Source organism: Novosphingobium sp. Chol11 (assembly GCF_945870625.1).
Taxonomy (GTDB): domain Bacteria; phylum Pseudomonadota; class Alphaproteobacteria; order Sphingomonadales; family Sphingomonadaceae; genus Novosphingobium.
In genome coordinates, this window is the sequence record NZ_CAMBTS010000079.1 from 1 (window position 1) to 14,841 (window position 14,841).

Consider the following 14,841-nt stretch of genomic DNA (forward strand, 5'->3'; position numbering starts at 1 on the left):
GGCCAGATCAGCTGTCTTCCCGCCCGCCTCTGCCTCCTTCAGCACTCCGATAATCTGCTCTTCCGTGAACCGTGATCGCTTCATCTGTCCGTCCTTCAAGGGGCCGGACTCTAATCATTCTTGGAGGAAAATCAGGGGGTCACGTCACAACGTCGAGCACGAGCCGCGCTCCGAACGTATAGTCGACGATGAAGCCCAGATCGAGCAAGGGCAACGGCACCCCAAGCATATCCTCGGTGAGCGCGATGCTGCCGCTGATCGGGCCGAAGCCGATATCGTCGAAGACGAATGCTGGTGGACCGGGTGCTTGCTCGGTGGCCGTAAAGGTAATTGCCTGCGACAGATCGGTCATATTAACAAAACCCCAATTCAAGCATCTTTGCGATCAGACTGCCCCAAGGACTTATCCAGACTCCAACCCAATTCTATAATCTGTCGAAGTTGATCGGGATTGTAGGAAACCGACAGGGCCGAGCGCCATCGCGCCTCAAGTGTGCCTGAATGATCCGGGATTCCCTCCAGTGCCCATCTGCAGAGTTGAGTATGGCTCAAGGCCAGCGTAACTAAAATAGCATCGAGGGGGCGCGAAAGTGGGCAACGTAAACCGGCAGGCACCAGCCCTGTTTACTTACTTCGAGCCGAGCACGCCGCTCCAGGGGCTGGTAGCATTCCATTACCGGATCGAGGTCGGCGACGCTCCGCTCGATGCCGGGATATGCTCACTGCTCGGCCAGTTGCAGATAACGTTAAGCGCGCACAACGCGTATGACTTTGGCGTCGGGCCTGAAATTGCCCCTGCCGCAGCGCTCTTAGGGCCCACGACAAGGGCCGCGCGATTGATTGCGCCGGCAGGATCTGTGGCCATTGGCAGCGCGCTGACACCGGCAGGCTGGAATGCGATCATCGGTGCGTCAGCGTCCAGTGCAGCGCACCGGGTGGCTTGCTTGTCAACGCTACTGGGCGACGATGCTGACCGTCTGCCTTCGGCATGCCTCGCACAGTGTCCTGATAAGGGCCCGGCCGTGCTCGATTCATTCCTGCGCGCCAAACTGCGCGGCCGGATGCCTGATCCGCGCATCGCCGAAATCGATGCATGGGTGCTGCTCGATGGCGAACAAAGCGCCGACGCGCTGGCCAGTGTACTCGCCATGTCGCGCCGTTCGCTAGAGAGGTTTACGGCCATGACGCATGGCGCGCCGCCAAAGCTGCTCGCGGCAAAATACCGGGCGCTGAAGGCCGCCGCGCGGATAGCAGCAGGCGAAGTCTCCGATTGGCGCGACGCCGCCGAACTCGGCGACTTTGTCGATCAATCCCACTTCATCCGCCATTTCAAGCGGCATGTCTGCATGACCCCACGCGCATTCAATGCCGCTCAGGACAGCTTTGTCCACCGCCTGATCCTTGGGCGCTGGCAACCGGGCAAGGATTTGGGGATTGCCATCTGGGCGGGCTAGTTCTTCAAAGCCCGGCGCAATGCGGGGTTCGCGATTGATGATCTCACAGGCATTTGCGGCAGACGCAGTTTGGAGCCAAGCCAGCACGAGACGACAATAGAATAGCCCGAGTGAACGCCGTGTTCTTTGAATCCCGGTTTGCGTCTTGGCACGGCGGAGATGGCGGGCACGCCGATTTCGACGCGCTCTTCGCGCACAAGCGAGGACCTGGCAGAGGGTGCTGCCAGGTCCCGGGAAAGGTCATGGTCTTGGTAGTCGAGACAGGAAGCTTCAGTCGATCGAACGCTTGAAGGTTTCCGGCAGGCAGAACAACCCGATGACGAAGCACAGGCTGGCAACGACGATCGGATACCACAGGCCATAGTAGATGTTGCCCGTCGAGGCGACCATCGCGAAGGCAACTGTCGGGAGGAAGCCGCCGAACCAGCCATTGCCGATGTGATACGGCAGCGACATCGAGGTGTAGCGGATGTTGGTCGGGAACAATTCCACCAGCAGCGCCGCAATCGGGCCATAGACCATCGTCACGTAGAGGACGAGGATGAACAGGATCGCGACGACCATCGGCTTGTTGATCGCTGCCGGATCGGCCTTTTCAGGATAGCCTGCGGCTACCAGCGCCGCCTTGGTTTCAGTCTGAAAAGCCTTGATCGCGGCGGCCCGCGCATCTGCTTCGAGGCCGGTCGTCACTGGCGGCGCGATGACCGTATTGCCGATCGTGATGGTAGCCTCGGTGCCCGGTGCCGCGACATTGCTGTAAGATACCCCCGCTTTGGCGAGGAAGCTCTTGGCGATATCGCAGGTTTTGCTGTCGAATTTGTTCGCGCCGATCGGATCGAACTGCACCGAACAGGCGGCGTTGTCAGCTTTGACAGTCACCGGTGCCGATTTGACAGCCGCATAGAGCGCCGGGTTGGCATTGTAGGACAGCGCCTCGAATAAAGGGAAATAGGTCAACGCAGCCAGCAGGCAACCGGTGAGGATGATCGGCTTGCGGCCGATGCGATCCGAGAGCCAGCCGAAGAGCACGAAGGCGGGCGTTGCCAGCAGCAGGGCAATGGCGATCAGGATATTGGTAGTTGCACCATCGACCTTCAGCATCTTTTCCAGAAAGAACAGCGCATAGAATTGGCCGGTGTACCAGACCACGGCCTGGCCCATGACCGCGCCGAACAGCGAGATCAGGACGATCTTGAGATTGCCCCAGCTGGCAAAGGCTTCGGTCAGCGGTGCCTTGGAAACCTTGCCTTCGGCCTTCATTTTGGTGAACGCCGGGCTTTCTTCAAGCTGCATGCGGATCCACAGCGAAACGCCCAGCAAGAGCGCCGAGACGAGGAAGGGAACACGCCAGCCCCAGTCCTTGAACGCCTCCTCACCGACCGCCGAGCGCACCCCGATGACCACGAGCAGGGCTGCGAACAGCCCCAAGGTCGCCGTTGTCTGGATGAAGCTGGTGTAGAAGCCGCGTTTGTCATCTGGAGCGTGTTCGGCGACATAGGTGGCGGCACCGCCATATTCGCCGCCCAGCGCGAGGCCTTGAAGCAGGCGCAGCGCCACCAGCATAAGCGGCGCTGCAACGCCGATGCCGCCATAACTTGGCAGCAACCCGACCAGGAAGGTGCTCAGCCCCATGATGCCCATGGTGACGAGAAAGGTGTTCTTGCGCCCGACCATGTCGCCGATGCGTCCGAACACGAGCGCTCCGAACGGCCGCACGGCGAAGCCTGCAGCAAATGCCGCGAGCGCAAAAATGAAACCGGTGGTTTCATTGACGCCCGAGAAGAACTGAGCAGTGATGATCGTGGCCAGCAGACCGTAAAGGTAAAAATCATACCATTCGAAAACTGTTCCCAGTGAAGAACCGAGAATAACCATTTTCTCATTCTTTGTGGCAACGTGGTGCTTGGGCAGTCCCGAAATATCATCGATGTCAATGTCTGCTAAGACGCTCATGACAGTTTACCTTCCCGCGTTGAACTGAGGTTCAATATTATTCAGTATGAATATTTGAAAGCAAACTCGAGGCGATTCAGCGAGCCGCTGTCTCCGCTCAACAGTTTGCGCACGCCGTGGCGATACTCGACGCCGAGGTCAAAGTTTTTGGCCGCTGTCCAAAACAGATTGCCGGCCAGGCTCCATGCTGCAGCGTTGTTTTGCAGCGAAACGTTTGCCGGGTACCACGCCTTTTGATAGCCGCCCATCACCGTAGACCGCAGGGTTTCGCTCCAGCCGACCCGCAGCGCCGCAAAACCGGCATGGTTACGCACGGTTTCCAGTTTATCGCCAGGGGCCCCGCCAAAAACCGCATCCGCGGCAAAGCCAAGGCCGAGATATCGACCGATGCCGTTGCCATACGTTGCCATGAAGCGCAGATCATGGCGGCTCTTTGGCCCGAACCCGATCTTGCCGGCCGCGCTGATGCCCCAGCCGAATGCGGTGTCGACAAAGCCGTTCTGGTTGATGCGCAATTCCCGCGCGATGCCAGCCAGCGACAGATCAGCCGAGCCGGTCTTGATGTTCACACGCCCGACCAGATCGGGCAGGCGGTCATCATCGTTGCCGAGCAGCGCCGAAGCCGTGCGGTTGGTGGTTTCTGTTTCAGGATTTTCGAGCGCAAGTTGCACCTGAATGCTCGGCGCGAGCGCCAAGGTCTGGCGCACCATCGTCTGACGAACAAACACCGTGCCTTCAATCGGCCCCACGAAATCGGTGCTTTCGGGCAGCACACCGACATTCTGAAAGGTGCTCCATTCCTGCCCGGCAAGGGTGTTGTCAACCGTGAGAAAGGCACGGCGCAACGTTGGCACAAACGCGTTCGTGGCGCGCTGCGCACCGGCAGGCGCGGTTGACAGCGCAAAGTCGAACTCCAGATGGCTCTTCAGGGTGTGATTTCCGGCCGGTGTTTCGGTGTTCAGGACAAAACGCGTCTGGCGCGCCTGAATGAGGAAATCCTGGCTTGCATAGCCGCCGCCAACCGGGATCTGTTGCGGCAGATAAAACTCCTTGCCCAGCCCGCCAACTGCCAATTCGCCATCATTGTACCGGGTGGCGGCGGCATTGATGCGGACAAAGCCGCCTAGCTTGAACCGGGTGCCGCCAATCTTGAAACCATCGGCGGGCTTGGCGTTCTCGAGCGCGACCAGCCGGGCTTCGGTCTCGGCCGACATCGCTGGCACCAAGACGGGTTTCGCCGCACCCGCTGACAAAGCGGCCGAGGAGCCAACCGCCGGGGCGCTGCGCGATGCTTCCAGTTCACCCCGCAGAGCCGAAACGGCGGCTTCCAGCTGAGCCAGACGGGCCTCCAGCGCGGCTTCGCGCGGCGTCTGCGCCCAAACCGGCGCGCCGGTCAACGCGGTGCCAAGGCACAGCAGCGAAAGGCAATGGCGGGTTTTCGTGGTCATCCTAATTCCCCAAGGTCGGTCCCCCGCCTCGCTGCGGGTGGGTTGCCAACATTGGACATCATCGGGGCTCGCCTGGCCTGATGGTAGCGCGACCTTGGTCGTAGACATGGTCGGGGATGCACCTTCGCCGCGGGCGGGGCATGGGGGAGCCAATCGACAAGAGACCTTGCATCGCGCCTTTGGGGGAGTGGAATCATGAGCAACGCGGTTTATCCGGTACCGGCTGAATGGGCCGCCCGCGCCCATATCGACGCTAGCGCGCATGCTGCCATGTCGGCCGAAGCGCTCGCGGATCCCGAAGGGTTCTGGGCGCGGGAGGCGCAGATCATCGATTGGACAACGCCGTTCAGCAAAGCGGACGAAAGCAGCTTTGCCGAAAGCGATTTTGCCGTGCGCTGGTTCGGCGACGGCGAGCTTAACGTTGCGGCAAACTGCCTAGATCGCCATCTGGCAACGCGCGGCGACACGGCAGCAATCTTGTGGGAGGGCGATGATCCGGGCGAAACCCGCACGATCACCTACCGCGATCTCCACGCCGAGGTCTGCAGGTTCGCCAATGTTCTCAAGGCACAAGGCGTGCAGAAGGGCGACCGCGTAACGCTTTACATGCCGATGGTGCCGGAAAGCGCGATGGCGATGCTGGCCTGCGCACGGATCGGCGCTGTCCATTCCATCGTGTTCGGGGGCTTTTCCCCCGAAAGTCTGGCAGGGCGCATTCAGGATTGCGACTCCACCGTGGTCGTGACCTGTGATGCAGGCCTGCGCGGCGGCAAGCCGGTGCCGCTAAAGGCAAATGTCGATGCGGCCTTGGCCCATTGCCCCTCGGTGCGCAGCGTGATCGTCGTCAAGCGCACGCGCGGCCCGGTTGCCATGCAGGAGGGCCGCGATCATTGGTATGAGGATCTGCGCGCCGCCGTGCCTGCCGATTGCCCTGCCGCGGCGATGAATGCCGAAGACCCGCTGTTCATCCTCTACACCAGCGGATCGACCGGCAAGCCCAAGGGCGTGCTGCACACCAGCGGCGGCTATCTGGTGTGGGCGGCGATGACGCACAAATATGTCTTCGATTATCGGCCCGGCGAAGTGTTTTGGTGCACTGCCGATGTCGGCTGGGTGACGGGCCACAGCTATGTCGTCTATGGCCCGCTGGCCAATGGCGCGACCACGCTGATGTTCGAAGGCGTGCCCAACTATCCCGATTTCAGCCGGTTCTGGCAGATTGTCGATCGCTGGTCCGTCAACACGCTTTATACCGCTCCGACAGCGCTGCGCGCGCTGATGCGCGAAGGCGATAGCTGGGTGAAGGCGGCATCGCGGGCCTCGCTGCGTCTGCTGGGATCGGTCGGCGAGCCGATCAATCCCGAAGCCTGGGAATGGTACCACCGCGTGGTGGGCGATGGGCGCTGCCCAATCGTCGACACCTGGTGGCAGACCGAAACCGGCGGCGCGCTCATCACCCCGCTGCCGGGGGCCACGCCGCTCAAACCGGGTGCCGCCAGCCTGCCGTTCTTTGGCATCGAACCGATCTTGGTGGATGCCACGGGGGCGGAACTGGACGGGGCGACCGAGGGCAATCTGTGCCTCACCCGGTCCTGGCCCGGCCAGATGCGCTCTGTCTGGAACGATCATGCTCGCTTTTTCCAGACCTATTTCACGACGTATCCCGGTCGCTATTTCACCGGGGACGGTTGCCGGCGTGATGAGGACGGCTATTTCTGGATCACCGGCCGCGTCGATGATGTCATTAATGTTTCGGGCCATCGCATGGGATCGGCGGAGATCGAAAGCGCGCTGGTCGCGCATCCGCTGGTGGCCGAAGCCGCCGTCGTCGGCGTGCCGCACGAGATCAAGGGACAGGGTATTTATGCCTATGTGACGCTCAATGCCTCCGAGATCGGCAGCCCGGCGCTGCGCCAGGAATTGGTGAAATGGGTGCGCAACGAGATCGGCCCGATCGCCAGCCCCGATGTCATCCAGTTTGCACCTGGCCTGCCCAAGACCCGCAGCGGCAAGATCATGCGCCGTATCCTGCGCAAGATCTTGCCGAGAATGACCTTGGCAGCCTTGGCGATACGTCAACTCTCGCCGATCCTTCGGTTGTTGCAGCGCTCATCTACACAAGGCCTGCCGCAGGCTAATCTCCGCCCCAAACACAAAGGGGAGGAGCCGGCCATGCAAGGCGGCACCAAGATGTGACGCAGATCCTGGTCGCCGACGACCATCCGATGTTCCGTGCCGCGCTGGCGCTCGCCGCGCGGCGGGTCTGTCCTGATGCCAGTGTTGTCGAAGCTGGTACCCTGGCGTCCGCAATCACGGCAGTGCATGATGCCCGCCGGGCTTTTGATCTGATCCTGCTCGATTTGCGCATGCCCGGTGCGGAGGGCTACTCCGGTGTCGCGCTGCTCCATGCCGAACTGCCCGCCGTGCCGATCCTCGTCGTCTCGTCGGCAGACGCAGCCGAAGCGGCCGGCGCGGCGCAGCGATTTGGCGCAGTTGGTTTCATCGGCAAGGATCAGGATCTGCCGACCATCGAGAACGCAATCCGCGCGGCTCTGGCCGGCACGCGCATGGCGATGCCGGTCGATCCCGCAACCGATCAGGTTGCCGCGCAAGTTGCCGCGCTGACACCGACGCAGCTTCGCGTCCTGCTCGGCGTGCTCGGCGGGCGGCTCAACAAGCAGATCGCCTTCGATCTCGGCATCAGCGAAGCGACGGTCAAGGCGCACATGACCGCGATCATGCGCAAGCTCGATGTGCAGAACCGCACCCAGGCGGTGCTGGCGGCGCGGGCGCTGGGGCTGGGGCACTACTAGCGAGAAAGCCGCCCCCTATGGCGCGGCGGCACGTCGGCCGGTGGTCAGCCACTGTGCCAGCGCCGCAGGATCGATCGGCTTAGGCAAGAGCGTGACGCCCAGCGCAGCGCAGCGCTGCGCGACGGCGGGGCTGCGGTCGGCCGTGACCAGCGCGCAGGCGAGGTTCGGCGCCAAGCCTTCGATGCGCGAAATCAGGGCAAGGCCATCCGTGGCGCACCCCAGATCCAGATCGACGATCGCCCAGTCCGCGTCGCCCAGCATGGCCAGCGCCGCGTCTGCCGATGCCGCGACCAGCGGCCGGCACTGCCATTTCGCCAAAAGCGTTGCGGTGGCCTCGCGAATGACATGGTCTTCGTCGACAATCAGCACAGTGGTGCCCGCCAAGCCGAGCGCGGCACCGGGAGCAGCGCGCGCGAGCCCGGGAGGGATGTCAGGCACGCTATCTGGCTGGGGAGCGATCGCCGGCAGCGAGACGGCAAACCGGCTGCCGCGCCCCGGGACCGACCACAGGTCGATGTCAGCACCGAGCAGCAGCGCGGTGCGCCGCGCGATGGCGAGGCCCAGCCCGATCCCGGCATCGCCGCCGTGGCCAAGCCGCTCGAACTCGGCAAAGATGCGTTCCTGATCTTCGGCGGGAATGCCAACACCGCTGTCGCGCACCTCGATCCGCACCATGCCCCCGCGCCGCCGGATGGCCAGCAACACGCCGCCCGTTATGGTGTAGCGGATCGCATTGGAGAGGAAGTTCTGCACCACGGAACGCAGCAGGTTGCGGTCTGTCTCGACCCAGGCATCGCCTGCGGCCAACCGCAAGGTCAGCTGCTTTTCCTCAGCCAATGGCGCAAAAATTTCGGCCAGTTCGATCATTAGTGTCCGCACCGCAAAGCGGGTCGGCACCGGACGAATCCCGCCCTCATCCAACTTCGAGATATCGAGTAGTGCGCGCAGCAAGGTATCGGCTGCAGCAATCGACCGGTCGACATGCGCGAGCAGCGGCTGCGCGTCTGGCGCGACTTCGCTGCTCAGCGCCGCAGTAAACAGCCGCGCCGCATGCAGCGGCTGAAGCAGATCATGGCTGGCGGCGGCGAGGAAGCGCGTCTTTTCCGCGGTCGCCCGGCCCAATGCGGCATTGGCGATCTGCAATTCGCGGGTGCGCTCAGAAACCCTGAGTTCGAGCTCGGCGCGCGCCTGTTCCAGACCGGCGCGCGCGTTGGCTTCTGCGGTGATATCGGTGAAGCACATCACATAGCCGCCGCCGGTCATTGGCCCGCCGACAGTCTTTACGACCCGGCCATCGGGGCGGATGCGTTCGAAACTGTGCGGGCTGGCAAGGCGCATCTTCTCCAGCCGGCGGGCCACATGGTCTTCCACCTCGCCCGGGCCGCAATCGCCGCGCAGCGCATTGTAGCGGATCAGATCAGCCACCGGCGCGCCCACCCGGATCAGACCGGGGGGATAGGAAAACAGATCGAGATAGCGGCTGTTCCATGCCACCAGGCGCAGATCGCGGTCGACCACCGAAACGCCGGGATCGATGTTTTCGAGCGTCGCCGCGAGCAACCCTTTGGAAAATTGCAGGCTCTGCCCGCTCTCATCAAGCATGCGCGCCACGTCATCGACCCTGAGCGCCGCGCCCGAAAGCGCCGAGGCCATGATCGCCCGCGCCGAAGGTGCGCCGACAATGCCCGCGATCAGGCGTTCGATGGCCTGTGCCGTGCGCCGATCAACCGGCGCTGTGCGATCCCGATCCGCGCCGATCACATCGGCCACCGCGCCCGCACCGGCAAAGCTTGTGGCCATGTCGGCCAGCGCGCCCAGCGTCATCAGGCGCGCTGCCGCCTCGCCGGCGAACACATCGGATGGCACCGTGCGCAACCGCCGCGCCGCGACGATCCCGTAAGCTGCCAGATTGCCGCCAAGACTGATCAGCACGCCGCGTGTAAGCCCAGCACCCGCCAGCCAGCCAAGCTCGGGCAGCAGCAGCAGGCCAACCCACAATGCCAGACCCGTGGCAAGCCCGGCGATCGCAGCGCGGGCGTCACCCACCCTGTCCCGCAGCGACAGAAACAGCACCGGGGCAAACTGGGCCATGGCCGCAAACGCGAGCAGGCCGATATCCGCCAGCCGCGCATCCGCCGGCACTGCCAAGGCATAGGCAAGCGCCGCCGCCATGACTGCCATGATCACCAGGCGGCGCACGCTGAGCAAAGTGTGCCCGATATCGCTGCCCGGGGCCAGCCGGGGCAGCAGCAGCGGCCCGACCAGATCGTTCGAAACCATGGTCGAAAGAGCGATCGATTCGGTGACCGCCATGCCGGTTGCCGCGGCAAAGCCGCCCAGAAACACCAGCAGCGCTAGGGCATCGGCACCGGCCGAAAGTGGCAGATTCAGCACGAACAGATCGGGCGGGCTGCCGGGGGGCAACAGCATCAGCCCCGCCAGCGTGATCGGCAAGGCTGCCAACGTGGTCAGGCCAAGATAGACAAGGAACGGCCAGCGCGCCGCCCACGCATCGCCCGGCGCATCGGCCTCGATCACGCCGACATAGAATTGCCGCGGCAGGCAGATGATCGCCACCATTGCCAGACCAGTGATGACGATGAAGTCCCCGCTGATCTGGCCGAGATCAAACCGCGAGGCCAACCGCAACAGCCCAGCCTCGCGCACCGCAGGCGGCGCTGCCACCAGCAGCATCACCGCAAACACCGCGGCACCGACGAGCGCCGCGATCTTGACAATCGATTCGATCGCGACGGCGTAAAGCACCGCTTCACTGCGCCCCGATGCCGAATAGCGGCGCGTACCAAACACGATCGCAAAGGCGGCCAGTACCGCCGCCGTGGCCGTCATCGGCAGCAGCCGGTCGCCGCCGGACAACACGACAATACTGGTGCCCACTGAGCGCAGTTGCAGCGCTAGATAAGGGATGGTTCCGCACAGCGCGAGTGTTGTCACCAGGGCCGCGACGGCGCGGCTCTTGCCAAAGCGGCCGCCGATGAAATCGGCGATCGATGTTGCGCCATCATGCTGCACCGCCGCGATCAGCCGAACGATGATCTGAGGCGCGAGCCACCAGATCAGGATCGGTCCCAGCGTGATCGGAAGAAAGCTCCAGCCATCAACCGCAGCGGTTCTCACCGCGCCGAAGAATGTCCACGATGTGCAATAGACGCCCAGCGCCAGCATATAGGCCGGGCGCCGGAAACGAGGCTGCGCAAACTGATCGCGCCGCCGCTCTGCCCACCCCGCCAGCAAGAACAACGTCGTAAAGTAAAGCAGCGCGCTGCCCAGCAATATCCCCGCGCTCATGGGCTCACCGGCATTCTGCGACGACTCATAGGGAGCAGCACCTTGTTGACCCGAGGACTATCTCAGACCACTTTGCCGCAATGCCAACTCAAATGCACAGGGCGGCGCGAGAATAGCCGGATTTGGTGTAAGCACACCGGAAATCCTCGATTGCAGCGTCCTTTGGCGAATCGAAACGTCCCGGGTTTGGCGGAGCCCTTTGGATGAAGTTACGCGGCCACGGGGGCGCCGGCCAGCAGGGCGTGGGAGCGCTATCCGGCTTTGCCGGGGGATCATCTTGGCCTTTTAGAGCCCATTGATCGTCTCGGCAAAGGCGTTGTCATGTGGCGAACGATCCCCGCATCGCAATGCCCTGCAGCCATCCCGCCGCAAGAACTGAACGCCGATCGCAACAAACCGCAAGCCCATTCTCCGCGCCCTGTCAGGCACGGATCGCGCCTCAGTTCGCCAAGGTCAGGTCCTCGAACCGGCCGAGGTGGAAATCGGCCGAGCCAAACTGGTTCTCGATCATCGTGCCGCGCTTGAAATAGTGGCCGATGGCCAATTCCTGCGTGATGCCGATGCCGCCGTGCGTCTGGATCGCGTTCTGGCCCACGAAGTTGATCGAGCGCGAGACTTTAGCCTTGGCCAGGCTGACTGCGGCCTTGCGTTCGGCGGCAGGCAGGTCGAGCTTCAAGGTGCCCATCAGCGCCATTGAGGCGATCTGCTCCACCTCGATGAAGATGTCGGCCATGCGGTGCTGCAGCACCTGAAACTTCCCGATCGGCTGGCCAAACTGCTTGCGCTGCTTTGTGTAATCCAGCGTGCCTTCGTGCAGCTTGCGGCTGATCCCGATGGCCTCGCCGCACACCGCCACAGTGGCTTCGTCGATCAGTTGTTCGATCAGGTCGATCCCGCCGGGAATATGGGTGTCCCCCGGGATGGCTACGTTCTCGAAGTACACTTCGGAAGCCTGAAAGCCGTCGACAGTCGGATAGTCGCGCCGCACGATGCCAGGCAAGCCCGCCTCAATGAGGAACAATTCCACGCCCTCCCGCTCGCGCGAGGAACCGCCAGTGCGCGCGGTGACGAGCAGATGCGTCGCCCAGGGTGCGGCATAGACCACCCCTTTGTGGCCCGACAGCACGTAACCCGCGCCGTCTGGCTTGGCGCTGGTGCGAATGTTGGCGAGGTCGTAGCGGCCCTGCGGCTCGGCATAGGCGAAGGCAATCACAGCGTTGCCGGCGATGATCTCGGGGATAACCGCATTGGCGCGGGCATCGCCTGCCGCCTTCATAGCGCCGCCGCCAATGACGACCGTCTGGAGATAAGGCTCGATCGCGATGACCTTGCCCAGCTCTTCCATCATGATCATGTTTTCAAGTGCGCCGCCGCCAAGGCCGCCATGATCTTCGGCAAAGGGCGCTCCCAGAATGCCGAGCTCGGTCGCGAGCGCCCGCCAGATGCCCGGATCGCGGCCCTCGGGCGCGGCAAGCATCTTCTTGCGCGTTTCAAAGTCATAAGTGTCGGCCAGAAAGCGCGCGAGCGTGTCGCGCAGCATATCCTGCGTTTCGGTGTAGCTGAAATCCATGATCCTCAATTCCCAAACAGGGCCGCCGCGTCACTGCGCGGCGGCCTCCCATAATTTCAAAGCCCCAGCACCATCTTCGCGATGATGTTGCGCTGGATCTCGTTCGAGCCGCCGTAGATCGTCGTTTTGCGGGTGTTGAAATACGCCGGTGCGGCGCGGTGCGCATAGTCGGGACCGATCGGATGCTCGTTGTCGCCCTCTCCGAAGCCGCGGAAATAGGGCGCGCCATAGTGGCCGACCGCTTCCAGGGTCAGCTCAGTAAGCCGCTGCTGGATTTCCGAACCCTTGATCTTGAGCAGGCTCGATTCCGGCCCCGGCCCCTTGCCTGCGCTTTCGCCAGCAAGACTGCGCAATTCGGTGTATTCAAGCGCGGTTAGGTCCATTTCCAGTTCGGCGATCTTGCGTTTGAAGAAGGCGTTGGCGAGCAGCGGCTTGTCCCCGTCCATCTCGGTACGGGCAATGGTCTTGACCTTCTCGATCCCGCGCTTCGAAGCCGCGACACCGGCGATGCCGGTGCGCTCGTGCGCGAGAAGGAACTTGGCGCAAGTCCAGCCCTTGTTCTCCTCGTAAATGCGGTTCTCGGCCGGCACGCGCACGTCTTCCAGCCAGACTTCGTTGACCTCGTGCTCGCCGCCCAAGGTGATGATCGGGCGCACGGCGATGCCGGGGCTCTTCATGTCGATCAGCAGGAACGAGATGCCTTCCTGCTGCTTGGCATCGGGATTGGTGCGGACGAGGAAGAAGCCCCAGTCGGCATGCTGCGCCATTGTCGTCCATGTCTTCTGGCCAGTGACGACATACTCATCGCCCTCAAGCACCGCTTTGGTGCGCAGCGAGGCGAGATCGGAGCCCGAACCCGGCTCAGAATAGCCTTGGCACCACCAGTCATCACCCGAGAGAATGCCGGGCAGGAAGCGGGCCTTCTGTTCGGGTGTGCCGAAAGTGTAGATCACCGGGCCGACCATCGAGAGGCCGAAGGGCATCAGGCGGATGCAGTCTGCGCGCGCGGTTTCTTCGGACCAGATGTATTTCTGAGTCGCGGTCCAGCCGGTGCCGCCGTATTCGACCGGCCATGCCGGAGCGATCCACCCCTTTTTCGCCAGAACCTTGTGCCACGAGAGGAAATCCTCCCTGGAGAGCTCTTTGCCCTCATCCTGCTTGCCGCGCAGGTCTTCCGGGTAGTTCTCGGCGATGAAGGTGCGCACTTCCTGCTGGAAGGCCAGATCTTCGGGGCTGAAATCAAGATGCACGGGCGTTCTCCCTTGTCGGCTATGGCTTTGCTGTCGCTTTATCGCATGAATCGGGTCTCAGCGTGAGACCCAAACGCTGCTAAGACCATTCCCGCTGTTTACGTAAACGTCAAGCACCCAATGTGCCTGCACGGGGTAAACCCCCAGGGTGATCCACAGCCACTACGCGGCGCATTGGGCTTCGCTTGCGCCCCGACGAGCCGCCTTCCGCGCAGAAAAGACGGGCGATCCAGATGAATGACCGACCGATCCCCTGAGCCGGAAGCGTTAGGTCAACTGATTCAAAGCAACGTCACCATTCCAAAGCAAAATGATCGCCAACGCGGCAAGGCAGACAAAACAGGCGTACAAACCGACCATCGCTCGACAGAATTGAATGCCGCAGTCCCACTGCCCTAAGCAGCTGAGCCCCACAAGAATGGCTCTAGCCCTCTTATCAGAGCGCAAGTTACTGATTCCATTTTGAAAATTAGCAGCGGAGGAGGGACTCGAACCCCCGACACGTGGATTATGATGCTAATGCTGATCCAAACCATCTAATGATTTCAATGCGTTATTGATATTGATGCCGATTTTGGGCCGCACCTGACGCCGCGCCATTTTATCGTTCAATTTCATAAACTTGACTGTAAAGACAGTGCAGCACACCGCCAGCACATTACAACAGCCATTCCCAGCGCCTGCCAGCGCCTGACAGCCCCAGAGCGCATTGGACGCTGCCAAGCTGTGCTGACGCTGCTCAGGGAGTGTCCTGGCGTTTTGTTGTCAGGTGGGCGGCCCGTCAACCGGAGACTCATCAACCCGAATGGCAAGCGCAACCCTGCCGACATTGCCTCAAGCCGACTTCGCCGTTTGCCTGCCTCATGCCGATCTGGCGTGGAGGGCAACATGAGAAAAATTGCAATCGGTCGCGACATTAGGCATGACGCTCATGTTGATGAGCACAAATACGATGCCGGTCAAATGCGCAGTATCGCCCGTAAGAAAGTCTGCGGTAGCCGCTCCACATCATGGGCATGCCCGGCGTATGGAAGCGCGCGCATG

General features: G+C 62.5%; 11 protein-coding genes and 1 pseudogene. 4 read left to right on the top strand and 8 right to left on the bottom strand.

All coding sequences use genetic code 11. From position 1 onward, the window contains the following. Both Q0O40_RS15895 and Q0O40_RS11930 read right to left on the bottom strand, forming a co-directional pair. Positions 1 to 84: transposase (locus tag Q0O40_RS15895; protein WP_367183703.1), on the bottom strand; the 84-nt coding region annotated here is incomplete at its 3' end. Positions 85 to 139: 55 nt separating this feature from the next. Beyond that, entirely contained in the window at positions 140 to 352 is a 213-nt protein-coding gene (locus Q0O40_RS11930; protein ID WP_295530003.1) for a hypothetical protein, read from the bottom strand. Between the two features lie 238 nt (positions 353 to 590). Between Q0O40_RS11930 and Q0O40_RS11935 the strand changes: the two genes are divergently transcribed. Continuing rightward, positions 591 to 1,454: an AraC family transcriptional regulator gene (locus Q0O40_RS11935; RefSeq protein ID WP_295530007.1), complete on the top strand. Its 864-nt coding sequence runs from the start codon at positions 591 to 593 to the stop codon at positions 1,452 to 1,454. A 270-nt stretch (positions 1,455 to 1,724) separates the two neighbouring features. On the opposite strand, the gene Q0O40_RS11940 is transcribed toward Q0O40_RS11935, so the two are convergent. Then, a complete protein-coding gene (locus Q0O40_RS11940) occupies positions 1,725 to 3,407 on the bottom strand; it encodes an MFS transporter (RefSeq protein ID WP_295530010.1) in 1,683 nt (560 codons plus the stop codon). A 41-nt stretch (positions 3,408 to 3,448) separates the two neighbouring features. Continuing rightward, positions 3,449 to 4,855, bottom strand: a complete 1,407-nt coding sequence (locus Q0O40_RS11945) for a DcaP family trimeric outer membrane transporter (RefSeq protein WP_295530014.1) — start codon at positions 4,853 to 4,855, stop codon at positions 3,449 to 3,451. 195 nt (positions 4,856 to 5,050) lie between these two features. Between Q0O40_RS11945 and acs the strand changes: the two are divergent. Further along, positions 5,051 to 6,993, top strand: a pseudogene (gene acs / locus Q0O40_RS11950) (acetate--CoA ligase). 54 nt (positions 6,994 to 7,047) lie between these two features. Beyond that, the gene (locus Q0O40_RS11955) at positions 7,048 to 7,668 is read left to right on the top strand and encodes a response regulator transcription factor (protein ID WP_295530016.1); all 621 of its coding nucleotides are present in this window, start codon (positions 7,048 to 7,050) and stop codon (positions 7,666 to 7,668) included. 15 nt (positions 7,669 to 7,683) lie between these two features. On the opposite strand, the gene Q0O40_RS11960 is transcribed toward Q0O40_RS11955, so the two are convergent. From Q0O40_RS11960 to Q0O40_RS11970, 3 genes are all read right to left on the bottom strand, one after another. Continuing rightward, positions 7,684 to 10,977 (bottom strand): PAS-domain containing protein, encoded by a 3,294-nt coding sequence (locus Q0O40_RS11960; RefSeq protein WP_295530019.1) that lies wholly within the window; start codon positions 10,975 to 10,977, stop codon positions 7,684 to 7,686. A 439-nt stretch (positions 10,978 to 11,416) separates the two neighbouring features. Then, positions 11,417 to 12,547, bottom strand: a complete 1,131-nt coding sequence (locus Q0O40_RS11965) for an acyl-CoA dehydrogenase family protein (protein WP_295530021.1) — start codon at positions 12,545 to 12,547, stop codon at positions 11,417 to 11,419. Between the two features lie 56 nt (positions 12,548 to 12,603). Continuing rightward, complete coding sequence (locus Q0O40_RS11970; RefSeq protein WP_295530024.1) at positions 12,604 to 13,797, bottom strand: acyl-CoA dehydrogenase family protein; 1,194 nt, start codon at positions 13,795 to 13,797, stop codon at positions 12,604 to 12,606. Positions 13,798 to 14,034: 237 nt separating this feature from the next. Between Q0O40_RS11970 and Q0O40_RS11975 the strand changes: the two genes are divergently transcribed. Continuing rightward, a complete protein-coding gene (locus tag Q0O40_RS11975) occupies positions 14,035 to 14,196 on the top strand; it encodes a hypothetical protein (protein WP_295530026.1) in 162 nt (53 codons plus the stop codon). A gap of 117 nt (positions 14,197 to 14,313) precedes the next feature. Here the strand turns inward: Q0O40_RS11975 and Q0O40_RS11980 are convergent, their stop codons facing one another. After that, positions 14,314 to 14,520 (bottom strand): hypothetical protein, encoded by a 207-nt coding sequence (locus tag Q0O40_RS11980; RefSeq protein WP_295530029.1) that lies wholly within the window; start codon positions 14,518 to 14,520, stop codon positions 14,314 to 14,316. Positions 14,521 to 14,841: the final 321 nt, after the last annotated feature.